The organism is Streptomyces sp. NPDC018693 (assembly GCF_044391385.1).
In the GTDB taxonomy this organism is placed as follows: domain Bacteria; phylum Actinomycetota; class Actinomycetes; order Streptomycetales; family Streptomycetaceae; genus Streptomyces.
The window spans coordinates 738,194-758,566 of sequence record NZ_JBIRZZ010000002.1 but is presented as its reverse complement, the minus strand read 5'-3'; the positions used below and the strand labels follow the sequence as shown (position 1 = coordinate 758,566).

Sequence of the window (20,373 nt, the reverse complement as noted above, 5' to 3'; positions counted from 1 at the left end):
TACGAAGACATGCTGGCCGCGCTGCTGAAGCAGGCCGGAGGTCCCTCGGCAGTGGCTCTGCAGGCGGAGACGGCACGGGACTTGGCGCGCGGCGAGCGCGCCCCGGACCCCACCACCGTCACGGGCTGGATCGACGGCCGGTTCCTCGACACGATTCAGGTCACCTCGGCTACGCCGCCGTCACTGACGTCGCAGGCCCAGAGGCGTGCTGATCTCCTGTTCCATGACCTGACCCGCCTCGAACTCCAGCGTGTCGTCGCCCATGCCCTGGTCCGTGTCCAGGCCGTCGAGTTCGGCGAGGGGCTGGTCGAGGCGGATGTGGGCGAGGACGGAGTGGAGCGCGCGGAGGGTGGCTGAGGCGGTGGAGCCCCAGTTGGAGAAGTAGGAGAACTGCCACCACCACAGGGCCTCGCTGGTGCGGCCGGCGCGGTAGTGGGCCATGCCGTGGCGGAGGTCGGTGATGACGTCGGCCAGGTCGTCGGAGATGCGGGCCGGGACGGGGGCCTTTCGGGGCTCGTAGGGGTCGAAGACCTCCGAGTAGATGTCGACCGGTTCGAGGAGGCGGGCGAGGTTCTCGCGGAGTTCGTCCACGTCCGGCTCCGGGCCCGGGTCGGGCTCGTAGCGCTCGTCGGGGACGATGTCCTCGTGGGCGCCCAGGCGGCCTCCGGCGAGGAGGAGTTGGGAGACTTCGAGGAGGAGGAAGGGGACGGCCGAGCCCGGCTCGTCGCCCTTCGCGACCTCGGTGACCGCTACGAGGAAGCTCTCGACCTGGTCCGCGATCTGGACCGCGAAGTCGTCCGGGTTCTGGTCGGTCGCGTGCAGCGTGGCGTCAGACATCTAGGAGTCGTCTCCCCTCGAAGGCGCGGCCGAGGGTGACCTCGTCCGCGTATTCCAGGTCGCCACCCACCGGGAGGCCGCTGGCCAGGCGGGTGACCTTCAGGCCCATGGGCTTGATCATGCGGGCGAGGTAGGTGGCTGTCGCCTCGCCCTCCAGGTTCGGGTCCGTGGCCAGGATCAGTTCCGTGACCGTCCCGTCGGCCAACCGCGCGAGAAGCTCTCGTATACGGAGGTCGTCCGGACCGACGCCCTCGATCGGGCTGATGGCGCCGCCGAGTACGTGGTAACGGCCCCGGAACTCGCGGGTCCGCTCGATCGCGACGACGTCCTTCGGCTCCTCGACGACACAGATGACGGCAGGGTCGCGGCGCGCGTCCCGGCAGATGCCGCACAGCTCCTCCTGCGCCACATTGCCGCAGGTGGCGCAGAAGCGGACCTTCGCCTTGACCTCCATCAGGGCCTGCGCCAGGCGCCGCACGTCCGTCGGTTCCGCCTGGAGGATGTGGAAGGCGATCCGCTGCGCGCTCTTGGGACCGACGCCGGGCAGCCGCCCCAGTTCGTCGATGAGGTCCTGGACCACGCCTTCGTACAACGGACTGCCGTCCTTCCTGGGTGTCGTTCTGTACGTACGGTAGTTGGCCGGGGCCCGTCTTAGAAGGGCAGGCCGGGGATGCCGCTGCCGCCGCCCAGGCCCTGGGCCAGCGGGCCGAGCTTCTGCTGCTGGAGGGTCTGCGCGTTCTCGTTGGCCGCCTGGACGGCCGCGATGATCAGGTCGGCGAGGGTCTCGGTGTCCTCCGGGTCCACGGCCTTGGGGTCGATCTTCAGGGCGCGCAGCTCACCGGCGCCGGTCACGGTGGCCTTCACCAGGCCGCCGCCGGCCTGCCCGTCGACCTCCGTGTTCGCCAGCTCCTCCTGGGCCCTGGCCAGGTCCTGCTGCATCTTCTGGGCCTGCTGGAGCAGCTGCTGCATATTGGGCTGGCCACCACCGGGGATCACGATCAGCTCCCTTGCGTCCCTTGCGTACGCGTACCTTGCGTCCGTAGCGGGTTTTCCCGCTCGGCACGAGCCTACGTGGTCCGGGTGACGCTCGCCCCGGCACTCTTTCGAGTGAGTCGGATGCGCGGCCTATACCTGATCAAGGGACCCTTCCGAGCGGAAAAGTCACCGAAGCGTCCCCGTAGCCACCCATTGGGAGGTAGGAAGGGGGCGGGCATATCAGGATCACAGGATCAAGTGTCACGCAGCGTACGCGGAGTCATTTAGGGAGTTGCCGGGTGGGTCAGCCGGAGATGCAGCCCGAGGGTCCGCCTCAGGACGGGCGGGGCGAGGGCCCGGCCGGGCTGCGGCCGGCCGATCTGACCGGGCGGACGTTTCCGCTCGGCGACTGGGGAGAGCCGGCACAGCGACTGGACGAGCTGTACCGGTGGGTGGAGCGCGGGGCGCTGGACACGGCCGCCTGGTATCTCGCCAACCGCGTGTGGAAGCGGCGCGGGGCGCGGGCCCTGCGGGTGGGGGCGGCGGCGGGGGCCGTCACCGGGGCGGCGCTTCCGCTGCTGGATCTGACCGGGGTGGTGAGCGGGGCCACGCCCTGGGGGTATCTGGCGCTGCTGCTCGCGGTCGCGTGTGTCGGGGTGGATCGGTTCTTCGGGGTGACGTCCGGGTGGATAAGGGACGTCGCCACGGCGCAGGCGGTGCAGCGGCGGCTGCAGGTGCTGCAGTTCGACTGGGCGTCGGAGAGTGTGCGGGAGGTGCTGGGGCCGGCCGAGGGGACCGCGAGTGAGGCGGCCGAGCGGTGTCTCGGCGTGCTGCGGCGGTTCTGCGAGGACGTGACGGAGCTGGTGCGGACGGAGACCGCCGACTGGATGGTCGAGTTCCGGACCGGGTCGGCTCCCCTGGGGATCCAGACGGCGGTGACGTCCGGGGCACGGACGGTGCAGGAGCCGGGTGCACCGGGCGGCCGCTTCTCGGCTCCGCCGAACGGAAGCCGGCCGAACATGCCGCGGCAGCGGCCGCCGGAGCCCAGGTGACTGTGACCGGGGGGCGCGCAGCTCGGCGCTGTCCCGGGCCCTCAAGGCACTGGGGGAGGCACGACTGCCCGCAGCTACGGCGGCTGCCCAGCATGCCTGGCCGGCGACGGCGGTCCCGCAGGCGAACGACGGCGAGGGAACCCTCAGCGTGAGTACGTCAGCTTCTCCCCCGTGGTCGTGTTCGTGCGTTGCAGGCGGCCGTCCGGCAGCAGCGTGACCTCGGTGGCCTCACCCGGCGTGCAGGACGGCGGGGCGCCCGCGGTGACGGTGGAGGGACCGATCCGGAGGGGGCCGTCGGCGGCGGGGCGCCGCGTCAGCGCGGCGGCGAACTCGCAGTGGTAGCCGGCTCCGTCGGCGATCAGGGTCAGCACCGTGTCGCCCACCTCGCCCTGCCCGAGGGTGAGCCGTCGGCTGTCGGAACCGGTCGCGCTGTCGACGGCGGCCGTCCAGGTGCCGAGGTACGCCTCGGGGATCGCACCGTCGGCGGTGGGTGAGGGGGATGCGGAGGGCGACGGGGACGACGCCGAGGCCGTCGGGGAGGGCTCCGCCGAGGTGGGGGTCGGCGCCGCCGAGGTCGGCGTCGGGGTCGCGCTCGGCTCCTCGTCGCCGCCGTTCAGGAACGCGTACACCGAGCCGCCGGCCGCCACCGCGACCACCAGCGCGATCACGACGAGCAGCGCGGTCGTACGCCCGTTGCGGCGCGGCGGCTCCGGCCCCTCGGGGTCGGGGGTGCCGCCGTAGCCGTAGGACGGTGGGGGCGGCTGTGTGTGCGGAGGGGTCGGCGGCTGGGCGTACGGGTTGTGGGCGGCCGGAGTCGGCACGCCGGCCGCACCCGCGACCTGCCAGGGACCGGCGTGCTGCTGCGGGTGGCCGTACGCGGACTGGGGATGCTGCTGCGGCGTCCCGTACGCCGGGTGCGCGGGCGCGGCCGCGGGCCATGTCCCCGGCCCCGGGTGCCCGGCGGCAGGCACACCACCGGGCCACGACCCCGACCCCGGCCCCGGGTGCCCGGACGCGGGGGCCGCCGCCAGGCTCGCCGGGTCGGGCCGCACGCCCATGTCCCGGCCCCCGTGCTCCGTGGCCCCCTCCGGGTTCTCCACGTCCAGCGGCCGCACCGCGTGCCCGCCCAGCTGGGCGACCAGGGCGCCGGGCAGCCAGGGGTCGCGGGAGCGGCCCTCGAAGACGGTGTCCTCGGCGCCGGTGTGCTCCAGGATCCAGGCCAGTGAGGGACGCGCGGCCGGGTCCTTGCGCAGACAGGCGCGCACGAGGTCGGCGATGCCCTCGGGGAGCCCCGTGAGGTCGGGTTCCTCCTCGGCGATGCGGAACATCAGCGCGTGTGCCCCGCCGTCGGCGGAGGCCGAGCCGAAGGGAGGGGTGCCGGTGGCGGCGTAGGCGAGGACGGAGCCGAGGGAGAAGACGTCGCCGGCGGGGGTGACGCGCCCGCCGCGCACCTGCTCGGGCGCCATGAAGCCGGCGGAGCCGGGGGAACCGGTCACCGCCCTCGTCCCGGGGAGCGTCTCCAGTGCCCCCGCGACGCCGAAGTCGATGACCCGGGGGCCCTCTATGGTGACCATGACGTTGGACGGCTTGAGGTCGCGGTGGACGATGCCCGCCGCGTGGATGTTGGTGAGCGCGTGCGCGAGCCCGGCGGCGAGTATGCGCACCGAGCGCTCGGGCAGCGGCCCGTGGTCGTGGTCGACGACCTGCCGCAGGCTGGGCCCGGCGACATACCCGGTGGCCACCCAGGGCACGGCGGCCTCGGTGTCGGCGTCGACGACCGGCGCGGTCCAGTACCCGCCGACCCGCTGCGCGGCCCGCACCTCCTGCCGGAACCGTGCCCGGAACTCGTCCCGGGCCGCCAGTTCCGGCCGGACCAGCTTGACGGCGACCGTCCGCCCCCGGTCGGAGCGGGCGAGGTAGACCTGTCCCATCCCGCCGGCGCCCAGCCGGCCGAGCAGCCGGTAGCCGCCCATCCGCTGCGGGTCCCCGGGAGCCAGCTTCTCCATGGCAGCCCCACCTTCTCCCCACACATGTGATCGGGCCGAGAATAATCCGGCCCTTCGGTGAGGTGGGCGGGAAGCTGCCTACGGTTCCGTAACGGGCGCCCGGGGCAGTCCGACCTCGTCCAGGACCTCCACCAGCCGCTCCAGTACGGCGACCGCCTCGGCCAGCTCCGCCTCACCGCCGTACGCCGCCACCAGCCGGTCGGCGAAGTCCGCGTGCCCTGGGTCGATGCGGGCGATCGCCGCGCGGCCCTCCTCGGTCGGTGCGAGCAGCTTGGCGCGGCGGTGGGCCGGGTTGGGGCGGTATTCGGCCAGCCCCCGGTCCACCAGCAGATCGGCGATGCGCTGCACGCTCTGCCGCGTGATGCCCATGGCCCGGGCGATCCCGGCGACCGGCAGCGGCTCCCGCAGCACCGCGCCGAGCACCTGCCACCAGGCGGCGGTCAGCCCCGCCGGGCGGGCCAGCTCCTCGGCGATCGCGAGGAACTGGCCGTTGAGCCGGAAGGTCCCGATGGCGCTGCGGCTGAACAGGTCCTGGTGCTCGCGGCTCACGCGACGCCCGCCTTCTGCAGTACGGCGTACGCCTCGGGGTCGGAGTCGTGGAACAGCCGGTACCAGGCGTCCAGCACCTCGCCCTCGTACACGCCGAGCAGCCGGAGGATCTCCCGGGCGAAGGCGACGGGCTCGGTGGGGCCGGCGGTGATCAGCTTCCCGCCCGCGACGGCGTCCGCGCCGAAGCCCGATCCGACATCCGTGACGGCGTCCGCGTCGACGTAGTGCTCACCGCCGCCGTACCCCGTCGCGGCGAGGTAGAAGGACACCGCGCTGGTGTGCGCGCGGTCGTCGAGCAGGCCCTCGCGGGCCAGCCCCGCGGTGGCGCCGCAGATCGCGGCGACGGGCGCGCCGGCGTCCAGGAACGCGCGCGCCGTGCGGGCGAAGGGGGCGAGGTCGTCCGTCGTGTCCCAGAGGTCCGCGCCCGGGAGGATCAGGAGGGCGCTGTCCTCGGGCCGTACGTCGTCCAGGGCCAGGTCGGGGCGGATGCGCAGCCCGCCGATCGTCCGGACCTCCTCGGTGGACGGGCCGACCGTCCGGATCTCGTACCCGGCGCGGGCGAGATGCGCGGTCGCGTGCCCCGTCTCCCAGTCGGCGAGGGTGTCGTACACGGCGAGATGCACGGGCTTGCGGTCCATGGTTCTGCCTCCCGGTTCCGAAGCGGCTATGACAGCAGACTGTCACTTCGACAGCTTGCTGTCAATACTCCTCGATGTCCGTCCGAGCCCGGTGCACGCCCGACAACCTGTCGCGGAAACCCCCCGTCCACAGACAGGACGCCGATATCGCTTCCGCATCGCGGACATTTACCCTCACCGGCATGACCCCTCAGCCGAACCCCCAGGCCGGCGCCGCCGTGAAGGCCGCGGACCGTGCGCATGTGTTCCACTCCTGGTCCGCGCAGGAGCTCATCGACCCGCTCGCCGTCGCCGGCGCCGAGGGGTCGTACTTCTGGGACTACGACGGCAACCGCTACCTCGACTTCACCAGCGGCCTCGTCTACACCAACATCGGCTACCAGCACCCCAAGGTCGTCGCCGCGATCCAGGAGCAGGCCGCGAGGATGACGACCTTCGCGCCCGCCTTCGCCGTCGAGGCGCGGTCGGAGGCGGCCCGGCTGATCGCCGAGCGCACCCCCGGCGACCTGGACAAGATCTTCTTCACCAACGCCGGCGCCGACGCCGTGGAGCACGCCATCCGCATGGCCCGGCTGCACACGGGCCGCCCCAAGGTGCTCTCCGCCTACCGCTCGTACCACGGCGGCACCCAGCAGGCCATCAACCTCACCGGCGACCCGCGCCGCTGGGCCAACGACAGCGCCGCGGCCGGTGTCGTGCACTTCTGGGCGCCCTTCCTCTACCGCTCCCGCTTCTACGCGGAGACCGAGGAGCAGGAGTGCGCGCGGGCGCTGGAGCACCTGGAGACGACCATCGCCTTCGAGGGGCCGGGCACCATCGCGGCGATCATCCTGGAGACGATCCCGGGCACCGCCGGGATCATGGTCCCGCCGCCCGGCTATCTCGCCGGGGTGCGGGAGCTGTGCGACAAGTACGGGATCGTCTTCGTCCTGGACGAGGTGATGGCCGGGTTCGGGCGGACCGGCGAGTGGTTCGCGGCCGACCTGTTCGACGTCGTCCCCGACCTGATGACCTTCGCCAAGGGCGTGAACTCCGGGTATGTGCCGCTCGGCGGGGTCGCCATCTCCGGGAGGATCGCGGAGACCTTCGGCAAGCGGCCGTACCCCGGCGGTCTGACGTACTCCGGACACCCGCTGGCCTGCGCGGCCGCCGTCGCGACGATCAACGTCATGGCGGAGGAGGGCGTAGTCGAGCACGCCGCCCGGCTCGGGGAGTCGGTCGTCGGACCGGCGCTGCGGGAGCTGGCCGAGCGGCACAGAAGCGTGGGCGAGGTGCGCGGCGTCGGCATGTTCTGGGCCGTGGAGCTGGTGCGGAACCGGGAGACCCGCGAGCCGCTGGTGCCGTACAACGCGGTCGGCGAGGCGAACGCGCCGATGGCGGCCTTCGCCGCGGCCGCCAAGAAGCACGGCGTCTGGCCGTTCGTGAACATGAACCGCACCCATGTCGTCCCGCCCTGCAACGCGAGCGAGGCCGAGCTGCAGGAGGGCCTGGCGGCGCTGGACGCGGCGCTGTCGGTGGCGGACGAGTACACCGAGTAGGCCACGGCCGGGGGGCTTGTCCTCAAATAGGGTGTCTTCGGATTCGAACGCGTAAGGTGACGTGCTCGTAGACATGGGGGAGCACGTCACCACGCGCTCGTACTCGACGACCAGGGAGAAGCCCGACCATGCCCCGCAGCAGCGGAACCGGCGCCGTGACCCGCAGCACCCTGCGGCAGCAGATCGCCGAGGCGCTCCGCGACGAGGTGCTGGCGGGGCGGCTGCAGCCGGGGCAGGAGTTCACCGTCAAGGAGATCGCCGACCAGTACGGCGTCTCCGCGACCCCGGTCCGCGAGGCCCTCGTCGACCTCTCGGCGCAGGGCCTGCTGGAGGCCGACCAGCACCGCGGGTTCCGGGTGCACGAGTACTCCCCCGCGGACTACCGCGGCATGATCGAGGCACGCAGCCTGATCATCGAGGGCATGCTGCACGCCGTGGAGCAGGGCCGCGGCAGCTACGGCGACCCGGCGGACCCGCGGATCGCGGTGGCCGTCGCCGGCGTGCGGCGGCGCGGCGAGGAGGCCCGGCGGGCCGCGTCCGCCGGTGACCTCACCGTCCTCATCGGCTACGACCTGCGCTTCTGGCGGGAGCTGAGCGTCATGTTCGGCAACCCCTACCTCGCCGACTTCCTGTACCGGCTGCGGGTCCAGTCCTGGGTGTGCGCGGTGCAGCATCTGCGCCGGCTCACCGATCTGCGCGGCCACCTGTGGGCCGGACACACCGAACTGGTCGACGCCCTGTACCGCCGCGACATCGCCACCGCCCGCACCATCCTCGCCGCGTACAACGCGCACTCGATCGCGCTGATCGAGCGGCTGGCGGCGGAGTGACGGTCCCGGTCGACCTCTCCGTCGTCATCCCGGCCTACGAGGAGGAGCACCGGCTCGCAGGCACGCTCGACGCCCTCACCACCCACCTACGGGACTCGGGCGGCAGTTGGGAGATAGTGGTCGCCGACGACGGCTCACGGGACGGCACCCGGGCCCTGGTCGGCACGTACCCCGACCCCCGTGTCCGCCTGGTCTCCGACGGCCGCCACCGCGGCAAGGGCCACGCCCTCCGCCTCGGCGTCGCCGCGACCACCGGCCGCCGGATCCTCCTCACCGACGCCGATCTCGCCGCGCCCATGGGCGAGTTGGAGAAACTGGAGAAGGCGCTGGCCGACGGCCACGCGGCGGCCGCCATCGGCTCACGCGCCGTCCCCGGCGCGGAGCTCGGCCGCCGCCAGCACCGCTCCCGCGAACTCCTCGGCGCAGCGGGCAACTTGCTGATCCGCGCCACGACCGTCCCCGGCATCCGCGACACCCAGTGCGGCTTCAAGCTCTTCGACGGCGACAAGGCCCGCGCCGCCTTCGCCGCCGCCCGGGTGGACGGCTGGGCGATCGACGTCGAGGTGCTGCGCCACTTCCACCGCGAGGGCTGGCCGGTGACCGAGGTCCCGGTGCGCTGGTCGCACCAACCGGGCTCGAAGATACGGCCGTTGGACTACCCCCGCTTCCTGCGCGACCTGGCCCGCCTGCACCTCGTACGCGCCGACGCCCTCTTCCTCCTCCTCTCCCTGGCCCTCTACTCCGGCCGGTTCTTCGCCCCCGACGACCGCTATCTCACCGACTCCCTCCAGGACCAGTACCAGTGGGAGTGGTTCTTCGCGGTCACCGCCGACAACGTCGCCCACCTGCGCAACCCGCTCTTCACCGACCTTCAGGGCTACCCGGAGGGCGTCAACCTCATGGCCAACACGGTCATGCCGGGCCTGTCGATCCCCCTCACACCCCTGACCCTGCTGGTGGGCCCGGCGATCACCCTCAGCCTCGTCATGACCCTGGGCCTGGCCGCGACCGCGTCCGCCTGGTACCGCCTGATCGCCCGCCGCCTCACCCCGCACCACCCGGCCGCCGCCTGCACCGGCGCCCTGCTCGCCGCGTTCGCCCCGCCGATGGTCAGCCACGCGGCCGCGCACCCCAACTTCACGCTCCTGTTCATGATCCCGCCGATCATCGAACGCGCCCTGCGCCTGTGCGAGGGCGCCCCGCGCCCGACGCGCACCGCGGTCACCCTCGGCCTGATGGCCGCGTACCAGCTCCTCCTCGGCGAGGAGGCCCTGCTGCTGGCGGCCCTGGGCATGCTGCTCTTCGCCGCCGCCTACACCGCCGTACACCCCCAGGCGGCCCGCACCGCCTGGCGCCCCGCCCTGCGCGGCCTGGCGACGGCCGCCGCGGTCTGCCTCCCCCTCGTCCTCCACCCCCTCCTCTGGCAGTTCTCCGGCCCGCAGAGCTACACCCACCTCCCCCACGACCCCGCCACCGCCAACTCCCCGCTCGCCCTCCTCTCCTTCGCGGAACGCTCCCTCCTCGCGGGCGACGCCGACCGCGCGAACGCCCTCTCCGTCAACCCGACCGAGCAGAACGCCTTCTACGGCTGGCCCCTGGCCCTGCTCGCAGTGGCGGTCACGGTACGGCTGTGGCACCGCCGCCCGGTCGTACGGGCGCTGTCGGCCACCGCGGCCCTGGCCGCCCTGCTGTCGCTCGGCCCGATCATCCCCGTACCGCTCACGGCCACGGCCGTCCCCGGCCCGTGGGCCCTCCTCGACACCCTCCCCCTGCTGGAGTCCGTCCTGGTGGGCCGGCTGGCGATGATCTGCGCACCGGTGCTGGGGATGCTCCTGGCACTGGCGCTGGCGGACCTGCCGGACGTACGGCGACGACGGCTCGGCCTCCTGGCCGCCGTCACCCTCGCCCTCCTCCCCCTCGTCCCGGCCCCGCTGCGCTCCGAGCAGCGCCCCGAGGTGCCCGCCTTCTTCACCTCCGGGGCCTGGCGGTCGTACGTCCGCGACGGCGAGACCCTGGTCCCGGTGCCGCTCCCCGACCCCACCGACGCGCGGGCGCTGCACTGGCAGAGCGCGTCCGGCTTCGGCTTCCGCCTCCCCGGCGGCTACTTCAACCGGCCCTACGGCGACGGCGACCGCACCGGCGTCTACGGCGTCCCGCTCCGCTACACGGCGAGCGTGCTGGCGGACGCGCGGGACCTCGGGATCGTGCCGTTCGTGGACGAGGCCGGGCGGGCGCGGGCCCGCGACGACCTCGCGTACTGGAACGCGGGCGCGGTGGTACTCGTCCCGGGGCCGGACGCGGAGCGGCTGCGGGCGACGGTGGAGAAGCTGCTGGGCCGCCCCGGTAGCCGGGTGGGCGGGGTGTGGGTATGGGACCTGCACGACTACGCTTCCCTGCCCTGGAACCCTGACCCTGCAACGCACTGACTGAGGAGCCCTCTTTGGCCTGCGACCTGTGGCTGGTACCGCTCGTCGACGTGTTGTGCCACACCCCCGACAACCCGTTCGCCGAGGAACTCGCGCAGTACAACGCGGTGCTGGCCGAGAGCGGGCTCCCGCCGGTTCCGGTGTACCAGTACATGCCCGGCCTGTCCGGGGAGGTCGCCCCGGTGGCGGGCTTCGACTACGACGCCCTGCACTTCCTGCGCCGGGTGTACCTCCTCCAGGTCTGCGGCCTGCCGGTCACCCCGGTCGACGAGCTCGGCGGCGACTACGAACAGCTCCTGGAGATGTTCGAGACGACGGCCCAGCAGTCCCACCTGGTCTGGCACTACGACCACGCGGGCGCGTACGTCCCCGTCGACTTCCCCCAGCCCCTCTCCAACGACGAACTCCTCGCGGGCGGCGGCCCCCTGGGCTCCTCCCACGCCCTCCTCCGCGAACTGGAGTACGTCGCCCCGTCGATCGGCATCGACCCGACGAACCCCCCACCCGCCCCCCAACCCCCCGCCTCGCCCACGGAGCTGGAGGAGCCGGCCGTACCCGCCCCCTACGACCCCAGCCCCTTCGCCCGCGAACGCCACGTCTGGCTCGGCCTCCACGCGGCAGCGACCCGCAGCCTGGCCCAGGGCTCGATGATCGTCTTCAGCTGACGCGCATGACCCGGACCTACATCGACCTGGGGCACGTCACCGCGCCCTCCGGTGTGCTTGTGCTGGGCATGGCCGGGGGCGTCGACGAGTGGCGGGAACTGGGCCGCCCCTTGTCCGAGCGTGCGAGGGCGGCGGCGGCATCAGGCGGAGGCCATCTCCACGACGGGCTCTGCGAGGCCGTCGCCGTACCGGCGGCAGCCGACCAGCCCCTGAGGGTGCGGGCGACCGCCTCCCCCTCCCCCTTCGACGAGGAACCGACGATCGCGACCCTGGAGGTCGACCTCGGCCTGCCCTGGCCGCGGACCACCGACCCGTCGCCACCCGTCCCCCTCGGCGACCTGCCCGTCGACGGCTGCGGCATGGTGCTCGGCGACGCGATCGCCCTCGACAGTTGGAGCGGGCTACTGGGCGAGTCGGTCGACGGACTGGCCGACGTCACCTACTGGGGCCGCTACGAGGACGACGCGCACGCCCAGTTCGGCGGCGAGCGCACGACACACGGGTCATACGGCCGACTCGACCTGCCCCTGGCCGAAGCCGAGGCACTCGCCGCTGAGCTCATCGCCTGGCGCGGCGGTCTCCCCGGCAAGGGCGTCGCCGTATCCCTGGACAAACACACCGACCTCCACCGCTCCCGACGGGCAGGCCGACCCCATCCCCTCCTCGCCGGGACGATCGACCTCGCCGGCTGCCAGGTGCTCGGCATCGACTGGCATCGGGGAGACCACGTGATGAGACACGCAGGCGGAAGAGAAGACGGCGAGGTCTACCCCGTCACGCTCGAACCCGACGGGGCGGGCGGGACACTGCTGCGCTGGACGATCCCGCCGTACGGCTTCGACACCGAAGACGAGTAGACGTCAGACGCCGTGCTCGGTGAAGGTCTGGCACCCGCCGGGTACGTAATCGCTACTCGCCCGTCCAGCCAGAGGCGTTCGAGCCCGTCTCGTAGTCAACGGCCGTCTCGTACTCCCACGTGTCGTCCGTGAGTTCCTCGTATGCCTCTTCAGCTACATAGAGCAGGTCCTGCGCATGCCAGTTCCATTCCCGCGCGAATTTCTCCGGGTCCTGGTTCACCTGCTGGTAAACCACAGATCCCGCAGCGACCACCGCGCAGCGAGCGTACAGAAAATCCTCGCCCGTGTTCTCTCCACCTGTGGCATCGCCAAGGAACGTGTAATCCTTCTCGAACAGCTCTCTCCTGTCCAGTGTGTAAAGCGCCTCCGAGAGGCGCTCGGCGAAGTCCATGACTTCATTCACCGGCCCCTTGGAAAGAGCCTGCCCCACTGACTCGATGACATCGTGAACGGTCCCGCCCTGCGCACCATCGATGATGTGCCAGAATTTTTCCATGTCCATGGAGTGCATCCCAATCCGACAGAGTGGCGCCCGGCCGCGCCAGAGCTGCGCGGCCGGGCATTAGTTTTTGAGGTCGTGTGCCGACCTACCAGTTCACAGGGTTCCCCGGTGGGCGGCGCCCAAAGCGGCGAATGTGCTTGAGGATCCGAGCTCGCTCAAGGTCCCTGGCCTCTCCAACCGTTCGATATGTCCTGATCACATGCGAGGAATATCTCTGACTTCCGGCCGCCCGATTGAGCTTACGGACCTGCTTTTCTGCCCGTCGCGATTTCCCATCCTTTCGGATTCCGTTACGGACTCTACCACTGCCCGTGCCGTACTTGTATACACCCCCCGTGCGATTGTCAATGATCTTGTAGACGTGACTTCCGCACTTACAGCGGCGGTCGTTGCCATGAACCCCGCACGCACTGTTGTGAGTCAGAATCTCGTGGCCAGCGGCATCCACGACGGTATACGTATGGATGTCACCCACGTTGAGGTTGACGACGAGCTGCTCCGGCAATGAACCGAGGTCTTCTAGCGAAGTAACCGGGTGCAGCGAACCATCGGTGGCCGTGAGGAGGTTACCGACCCGGACATCGCGAGCCTTGGTCCATCCCCTCCCGTCGACCCAGATTGGGTGGGCATCCGTGGCCTGCAGGGGTGGGGTGGTCGGGTCGGTGTCGGTGTCGATCTCGATCAGGTGCTTGGTGCCGTAGCCGCTGATGACGTCCAGGACTGGTTCGGCGTAGGTCTCGCCGGTCTCGGGATCGGTGGCTGCTACGTAGTCGCCGATCTGGATGGCGCCGATGGGCAAGTAGCTGCCGTCGGCCATCAGGACCAGCGTCTCCGGCGCGAAGGAGTTCGGCCGGGAACAGCCTGTGTTCCGGGACGACCTCCTGGGGCGGGAGGACGACCGGTTGACCCGGCTGGCCTTGCGGATGCTCTTGGCTGCCTTGAAACCCTTGACCGCGAGACGGCCGGCGGAGCCGAAGGCGACACCTACGCTCATTTCGGCGGCCTTGCTCCAGTTGCCGGTGGCGGCGTAGGAGATGGCGCCGACGGCGGAGGCGACGTTGCCGATGGGGCCGGGGATGTAGGAGGCAACCTCCGCGACCCGGGCGACCTTCTTGAACGCCTTCTTCCAGCTGAAGCCCCAGTGCCCGTCGAGGTCCACGCAGTTGACGGGGTCGCCGCTGCAGTAGTCGTAGGCGTTGGCGTTGCCGCCGGGTTCGGGGTCGGGCTGGAGGAAGCGGCCCAGCTCGGGGCTGTAGAGGCGGGCGCCCATGAGGATGACGCCGTCCAATGCCTCACCGGAGCGCTGCTTGGCGCCGAGCCAGCCGTAGCGCTGCGGTGCCTGGCCGTCGGTCGGGACGCCGAACTCGTCGTAGAGCAGCACCTTGGGTGCCGTCATCTCCGTGTCCAGCGTGATCGACACGTCACCGTGCAGGTTGGCGAACTGCAGCTGCACCTCGCCCGTGGCGGAGGTGGTGGCCGAGAGGTCGCCGTCCGGGCCGGAGACGTTGCGCGTCAGCGTGCCCTGAGTGGTGTCCTCGATGATCCAGCGCGGCTCGTCGGAGTCGTCTCCGTAGTGGTTGAGCTTGCTCGTCGCGTTCGCCCAGGTGCCGTCCGCCTGCTTCTTCTCGGTGGTGAACGCCTCGAAGCGCAGGGCGGGGTCCAGCGTCCAGGACTGGCGGGTGTCGCCCGCGGTCTGCGAGGCCACCAGGTCATTCGCCCAGTAGACGTTGGCCGAGCCCGTGCCCGTGGCCGTGGTGCGGCCGAAGGCGTCGTAGGTGTAGCCCCCGGTCAGCAGCCGGTCGGCGCTGTCGTACGAGGTGGCTGTGACCGACCCGCCGGTCGTCGCGCAGGAGCCGTCCTCGGCGGCCGCGATGACCGTCTTCGAGGTGCGGTTCATGCGGCCGGCGACACTCCGGCCCGCCTCGTCGAAGCCGTACGTCCGGGTGACGCAGCCCTCGGCGCTGGTGCTCTGCCGGGCCTTGGTCAGGCGACCCAGACGGTCGTAGCTGTACTCCTTGCTGTCAGTGGACGATGTGTCGGAGGCGATGGCGCCCGTCGTCGTCAGCTCGATGTGCTGGCCGTAGACGATCTCGCCGTCCGAGGCACGGGTGTAGGTGCGGCCCGTCGGCGCGCCCACCGCGTTGAACGTGTCCTTGCGGACGTACCCGCCAGGGTAGGTCTGCTCCACCAACTGCCCATCAGGGCCGTACTTCGCGGTGAAGGTACCGGCCACGCTGTCGGTCACGGAGGTGACGAAGCCGCGCGGCTCCTTCGTCCGGTCGTACGTGTACGTCGTCGAGCCGGTGTTGTCGCTGACCTTGACAGGCTTGCCGTACTTGTCGAACTCGGTGGTGGTCGTGCCGCCGTCGGCGTCCGTGTAGGACAGCAGGCGGTCGAGGGAGTCGAAGACCCTGGTGATGGTCTTGCCGCCGGCCATCGTCTTGATCGCGTGTCCGGTGACCGGGTCGTACTCGGTGGTCACCTCCGGCAGGGCCTTGCCGATGTCGGAGGTGATCTCGGTGGACAGGATCCGGTCGGCCGCGTCGTAGACCGTCACCGTCCTGCGGGTTTTGCCGGCGTTGGTCTCGGTGACCTCTTCCACGTCCCCGAAACGCGAGTAGCGCGTGATCCGCTTGACCGGCAAGGTGTCCGGCATACGGGCCGTGTCCGCGTCGGCGATCTTACCGCCGGGCAGGGTGACACACGGGTTCCCCGCCCACTCGGGGCGGTTGCCGCAGGCCGCGTCATCCGGGTTGGCCCCGGCCGTGTAGAAGACGGTCCTGACCGTGCCGGTGTCCGCGCCGTTCGAGCCCGGCCTGCGCGATTCCACCGCGCGTCCCGCCGCGTCGTACTTGATGGTCGCGGTGAGGTTCGCGCCGCCGGTGACCGCGTCCGTCGTCACCGACGTCGCGGCGCGCAGCGTCCAGCCGGACGTGCCGCCGATCGGCGTGCCGTAACCGGTCTTGGTGACCCGGACCTCGACGTCCGCGGTGTAGCCCTCGATCCGGGCGCCCTCACGGGTGGTGGTCTCCAGGTGGTACGCCGCGCCGTCGGGCTTGCCCTCGTCGTAGACATGGACCGTGTGGGAGCGGACCACCACCGACTCACCGGCCGCGATCGCCGGCATCGGCGGATCCGACTGGGCCGGAACGCCTTCTTCCAACCGCGCCCGGTAGACCGGGCCGAACTCCTCCAGAAGGTCCAGGCCGTCGCGGCTGTAGACGCTGCGGCTGTCCAGCAGTGCGGCGCGGGCCGCCGGGTCGTCCGGCAGCTCCAGCTCGGCAGCCTTCTCCTGAGCGCCGTCGAGCTTGCCCAGGGCAAGCAGGCGGCCGGTGGCATCCAGGGTTCGGACAGTGTTGCCGAACCGATCGAACTCGGACGTGTCAATGTCCCCGACGCCGGTCGGCGACCAGGTGGCGGTGTTCACTGCCTGCGCCGAGGCGTTGAGGTAGTGGACGGTGGCCGACTGATAGCCGTCCCTGCCGGGTGTGGCCGCTGTGGCGGTGTGGGTACCCGGGTCGGACTCCACGCCGAAGACGGCGGTGGCGTCCGTGGGTGCGTCCGACTGACCCCAGGCGGCCACATCGGCGCCGGCCATGTCGTACGGGCCGCCCCCGGTACGGGTCAGCGGAACCTCGTAGACCACCTTGGAGGCGGTCTCCCCCTCGACGACGTCCTTGCTGCCCAGCTTGAGCGCCGGGCGGCGGACCTTCAGCAGGCGGCCCGGGTCCTGGTCCGCACCGGCCTTGCCGTAGTCGAAGTGCCAGGGCAGTTCACCGGTAGTGTCGATGGAGGTGAGGCGGCCTGCGGCGTCATAGGCATACTTCGTCTTGAAGACTACGGTGTCGTCGTGGGATGTCTTCCGCGGGTCCCACACCTCCACCAGACGGCCGGTCAGGTCGTAGCGGTAGATGACCACATCGTCGGCGGTCTCGGCATTCGTGCCCGGGTCCCACGACCAGATCCGCACCGCCTTGACCCGGTCCACCACGTCGCCGGGAGTGTCGGCCGTCGCGGTCGTCTGCGTCGCGTAGACGTATTCCAGCACCTCACATCCGCGCGCCGGAACGCTGCCGGTGCACTGCCCGATGTCGTCCACGCCCGGCTCGACCTCGCCGATCACCCGCTTGACCAGCGAGCGGCGGTCGGTGGTGTCGTAGACGTAGCGGGAAATGGATGCCGCGTCGGTGCCGGAGACGGAGTCGACGACGTACACGTTCGAGCCTGGCTGCATCGCGAACGTGGTGATGCTGCCGTCGTCGTCGGTCAACTGGTAGCTGCTGCCGACTTCCCTCAGGATCAGTCCCTCGGCGCCGGGCTCGGGGCTGAAGGAGCGGTCCGAGCTCTTGGCGAAGGAGATCGTGGTGTCGTCGTAGGCGGTGATGACCGCCATGTCCCGGCTCGGGAAGGTCAGCGAGAAGTAGTCGTTGTCGGCGACCCCGCCCGAGGCGCCGCCCGCCCATTCGGGGCCGAACGGTGCGACCAGTTCACGCAGCGACAGGTGGTCGTAGTGGACCGCCTTGCCGGAGTCCGCGGCGAAGCCGTTGTACAGGCGCAGGTAGGCGGAGGTGGCGTTGGCCGGGACTGTGAAGTCCAGGGTCAGTTCCGCCCACGCGTCGGTGTAAGGCACCTTGCGTGAGGTCTTGGTCACCGTGCCGGACGGGGTGGCGAAGGCGGCGAGCAAGCGCAGGCCGTTCGCGTGCTGCGGGGACAGACCAGTCGCCGAGGGGACGTACGCCCAGGCGGTGAAGCGGTATGTCCTGCCCGGCTTCATGCCCAGCCGCAGGGCACCGCTGTCGCCGCCCACCGAGGCGTAGGTGTCACCGCTGGTGCTGGACGTGGGCAGCAGCCTCAACGAGTCGGGGGAGCCGTCCTGACCGAGGTTGGTGACCCTGCTGAGGGTCGCCGTCGTCGCGGTGAAGCCGCTCGTGTCTGTGGAGACGTCCTGCTGGTTGGTGGTCAGCCATTCACCCTGCGGCATCCACCCGCGGTCTGTGCCGCGTGACGAGGCGACGCGGGAGGAGGACAGGCCGAACTCGTCGGCGTCCGTCACGCCGACCGAGTAGTCACCGGTGAGCAGATTGACCGAGCCGGGCCCGACCTCGTCCGAGGCAGCACCGTCCGCGTTCGGGTCGACGGTGAAGCCACGCCACTCGCTGATGTACGCGGGGTCCGCGTCGCTGCTCGTGTACAGCATCGCCCGCACCTGGACCATGCCGCCGATCTGGCCGAGGGTCTCCAGCACGGACCAGTTGGCGTGCGGGCCCATGTCCGACAGCGTCGTCTTCTGCGCCGTGAACGGGGTGTTGTCCGCCTTGGCCAGGTTCGCCAGCGGCACGTCGTAGACGGTCGCGCCCGGGCCGCGCCGGTACTGGAACGTGACGCGCGTGTACTTCGGCTGGGCGTCGAGTTCGAGCTTCACTCGGCGGGCGCTTACCGCTCCCTCCGCGGGTTGGACGATGGCGCCCTGGCCGACCAGGAAGTCGTAGCTGACAGCGGTCGAGACGTTGCCCGCCTTGTCCTTGCTCTGCACGCGCAGCGTGCGGTGGCCGTCTGCGGCCGGGGTGAGCGTGACCGTGGTCGAGGTGGTGGCGGACACCGTCTGGGCGGCGGCACCGTCCAGCGAGTACACGTACCCGGCCAGGTCGCTGGTTCCGGTGGCGGGGGTGAAGGTGAACCTGCCCGGAGTGCCCGCGCCGCCGTACCACTTGCCGTCCTGCGGGTAGTCCGTGGACGACACGAACGGGGCGCCGGGCTTGGTAGTGTCGACGGTGAAGGACTGCCAGGCCGACCAGGTGCCGTTCCAGTCCGTGCCGTCGTAGACCGCGGCACGCCACTTGTAGGAACCCTGGGACAGCGCCGTACCCGGTGTCCAGGTGGCCGTGGCACCGGAGGCCACGTACACCGACTTGCCCGACTGGAGCGCGGCCGTGCCGTCCGACTTCCAGATCTCGAACGTCAGCTGGACGGTGTTGCCGTCCGCGTCCGTCGCCTTCGCCGACAGCGTCGGCGTGGTGTCGTTGGTCGCCGCGCCCGTCAGCGGGGACAGCGGCGTGGCCGGGCCCGGCTTGGTGTTGTACACCACCGTCAGCGACGGCTCGGAGGCGGCGTCGTGGGATCCGTCGACGTAGTTGGCGGACCGGTAGCGGCGCCAGGTCTTGGGATCGGTCTCGGTGACCGCGGACAGCCTGAGCCCGTAGTTGGCCGAGCCGTTCGCCCATGCCTGGGCGATGCCGTCGATGTCCCAGGTGTTGTAGCCCGCCGGGCAGGACGAGTTGTAGCCCTTGGCGTCCTTGATGGTCACCGCGGCGGTCGTCGTCGTCGACGGCTGCTGGGACCAGGTGATCGCCGACGGGTCCCAGTCGGTCGTGATCCGCCGGACCTCGACGCCCGAGTTGACCGTGTCGCAGGTCGACGAATAGTACGAGTACAGCCGCAGCTTCGCGTCGAGAATGTGCTTGCCGGTGTACTTCGAGACGTTGAACTTAAGGAACGAGCGGGCTTTGTGCGTCCCGTCGTACGTGCCCGCCTTCAGCTCGGTCGAGCCGCGCTGCGAGGTGAGGTAGTTGTCGTACTGCACCCAGGTGTCGGTGACCGGCCCCATCAGCGAGTCGGTCGGGTCGATGGTGACCGGGTAGGTCACGTCCGGGTCCATGAGGAACGCGGCACTGGGCTTGAGCACCAGCACCTGTCCCTTGCCGTCCTCGGCATCGACGATGCTCACGTCGACCGGCGCCATGTGCTCCGGCTCACCGGACGTCTTGTCCTGCGTGTCGTCCCACATCACCGGCGCCGGGGCGCCGGCCTTCACATCACCCTGAGAGTCCTCCCACTCGAGCCGCTTGTCGGCGGTCTCCTTCAGGCGCAGCCCCGTGGCATCCACCGGGAGCCGGTACTCGACCGGGCCGTCGGGGCGCTCACGGAGCACAACGTTGTGGGTGAAACCTTCCTTCAGGGCCGTGACCACCAGGTCACCGCCCTCAACAGCCCCGGAATAGGTGGCGGTTGAACCGTCCAGCACGGGCTTGGGCAGACGGCCCTTCCAGCCCACGCCCAGCGCGTGCTTGCCGCGCTCGACCTGGACCAGCGTCTCGTCCGTGCCACCGTCGGACAGGGTGACGTCGGCGGCCGCCAGCTTCGGCGCGACCACGCCGCCGGCCTCCACCAGCGTGGTGTCCACCGGCCGCCAGGTGCCGTTCTCGTCGCGCACCCGGATCGGGCCGGTGTACGACTCCACCGCCGTGGTGCCGTCCGGATTCGCCCACGTCGTCGTGGAGTCGGTCCGCTCCCCGGTGACCTCGATCCGCCGGTCCTGCAGCCGCGCCATCAACAGCGCCGACGCCGCGTCCTCGGCCTCCGCCGGGCCCAGTGGGGCGGGGTCCTCCGCAGCAGCCGAGGGCTGCTGGGCGACGGCCGCCCCCGCCTCGATCAGCCCGGCCGACAGCACAAGCGCCGTGGCCACCGCTATGCGTCTCAGCCACGAGCGGGACGGCAACGG

The 20,373-nt window shown here is 71.1% G+C and carries 14 protein-coding genes; 6 read left to right on the top strand and 8 right to left on the bottom strand.

Translation table 11 applies throughout. The annotated features are described in order from the left end of the window. Positions 1 to 180: 180 nt before the first annotated feature. The 3 genes from ACH5AC_RS07915 to ACH5AC_RS07905 are packed head-to-tail and all read right to left on the bottom strand — an operon-like array spanning position 181 to position 1,833. Entirely contained in the window at positions 181 to 837 is a 657-nt protein-coding gene (locus tag ACH5AC_RS07915) for a DUF5063 domain-containing protein (protein WP_398860813.1), read from the bottom strand. Next, positions 830 to 1,429, bottom strand: coding sequence for a recombination mediator RecR (gene recR, locus ACH5AC_RS07910; protein ID WP_131563726.1), 600 nt, complete (start codon positions 1,427 to 1,429; stop codon positions 830 to 832). The genes ACH5AC_RS07915 and recR overlap by 8 nt, the downstream gene beginning before the upstream one ends. A gap of 59 nt (positions 1,430 to 1,488) precedes the next feature. Further along, positions 1,489 to 1,833 carry a YbaB/EbfC family nucleoid-associated protein gene (locus tag ACH5AC_RS07905; protein ID WP_398860812.1) on the bottom strand — a complete coding sequence of 115 codons (345 nt, stop codon included), beginning with the start codon at positions 1,831 to 1,833 and terminating at the stop codon, positions 1,489 to 1,491. Positions 1,834 to 2,111: 278 nt separating this feature from the next. On the opposite strand from ACH5AC_RS07905, the gene ACH5AC_RS07900 reads away from it, so the two are divergent. Continuing rightward, positions 2,112 to 2,864: an SLATT domain-containing protein gene (locus ACH5AC_RS07900; protein WP_398860811.1), complete on the top strand. Its 753-nt coding sequence runs from the start codon at positions 2,112 to 2,114 to the stop codon at positions 2,862 to 2,864. A 143-nt stretch (positions 2,865 to 3,007) separates the two neighbouring features. Here ACH5AC_RS07900 and ACH5AC_RS07895 read toward each other — a convergent pair whose 3' ends face one another. The 3 genes from ACH5AC_RS07895 to ACH5AC_RS07885 all read right to left on the bottom strand — a co-directional run bounded on the left by ACH5AC_RS07895 (position 3,008) and on the right by ACH5AC_RS07885 (position 6,057). Further along, positions 3,008 to 4,870, bottom strand: a complete 1,863-nt coding sequence (locus ACH5AC_RS07895; protein WP_398860810.1) for a serine/threonine-protein kinase — start codon at positions 4,868 to 4,870, stop codon at positions 3,008 to 3,010. Positions 4,871 to 4,948: 78 nt separating this feature from the next. Further along, positions 4,949 to 5,419: a MarR family winged helix-turn-helix transcriptional regulator gene (locus tag ACH5AC_RS07890; RefSeq protein WP_398860809.1), complete on the bottom strand. Its 471-nt coding sequence runs from the start codon at positions 5,417 to 5,419 to the stop codon at positions 4,949 to 4,951. After that, positions 5,416 to 6,057 carry a type 1 glutamine amidotransferase family protein gene (locus ACH5AC_RS07885; RefSeq protein ID WP_398860808.1) on the bottom strand — a complete coding sequence of 214 codons (642 nt, stop codon included), beginning with the start codon at positions 6,055 to 6,057 and terminating at the stop codon, positions 5,416 to 5,418. The genes ACH5AC_RS07890 and ACH5AC_RS07885 overlap by 4 nt, the downstream gene beginning before the upstream one ends. 182 nt (positions 6,058 to 6,239) lie before the next feature. Between ACH5AC_RS07885 and ACH5AC_RS07880 the strand changes: the two genes are divergently transcribed. The 5 genes from ACH5AC_RS07880 to ACH5AC_RS07860 all read left to right on the top strand — a co-directional run bounded on the left by ACH5AC_RS07880 (position 6,240) and on the right by ACH5AC_RS07860 (position 12,373). Next, the gene (locus ACH5AC_RS07880; protein WP_398860807.1) at positions 6,240 to 7,595 is read left to right on the top strand and encodes an aspartate aminotransferase family protein; all 1,356 of its coding nucleotides are present in this window, start codon (positions 6,240 to 6,242) and stop codon (positions 7,593 to 7,595) included. A 128-nt stretch (positions 7,596 to 7,723) separates the two neighbouring features. Then, entirely contained in the window at positions 7,724 to 8,425 is a 702-nt protein-coding gene (locus tag ACH5AC_RS07875) for a GntR family transcriptional regulator (RefSeq protein WP_398860806.1), read from the top strand. Further along, on the top strand, positions 8,422 to 10,851 hold the full coding sequence (locus ACH5AC_RS07870) for a glycosyltransferase (RefSeq protein ID WP_398860805.1): 2,430 nt from the start codon (positions 8,422 to 8,424) through the stop codon (positions 10,849 to 10,851). The genes ACH5AC_RS07875 and ACH5AC_RS07870 overlap by 4 nt, the downstream gene beginning before the upstream one ends. A gap of 14 nt (positions 10,852 to 10,865) precedes the next feature. Further along, on the top strand, positions 10,866 to 11,516 hold the full coding sequence (locus ACH5AC_RS07865) for a hypothetical protein (RefSeq protein WP_398860804.1): 651 nt from the start codon (positions 10,866 to 10,868) through the stop codon (positions 11,514 to 11,516). Positions 11,517 to 11,521: 5 nt separating this feature from the next. Then, positions 11,522 to 12,373: a hypothetical protein gene (locus tag ACH5AC_RS07860; protein WP_398860803.1), complete on the top strand. Its 852-nt coding sequence runs from the start codon at positions 11,522 to 11,524 to the stop codon at positions 12,371 to 12,373. 52 nt (positions 12,374 to 12,425) lie between these two features. Here the strand turns inward: ACH5AC_RS07860 and ACH5AC_RS07855 are convergent, their stop codons facing one another. After that, the gene (locus tag ACH5AC_RS07855; RefSeq protein ID WP_398860802.1) at positions 12,426 to 12,875 is read right to left on the bottom strand and encodes a DUF4240 domain-containing protein; all 450 of its coding nucleotides are present in this window, start codon (positions 12,873 to 12,875) and stop codon (positions 12,426 to 12,428) included. 85 nt (positions 12,876 to 12,960) lie between these two features. Further along, entirely contained in the window at positions 12,961 to 20,337 is a 7,377-nt protein-coding gene (locus tag ACH5AC_RS07850) for a DNRLRE domain-containing protein (RefSeq protein WP_398860801.1), read from the bottom strand. Positions 20,338 to 20,373 lie beyond the last annotated feature (36 nt).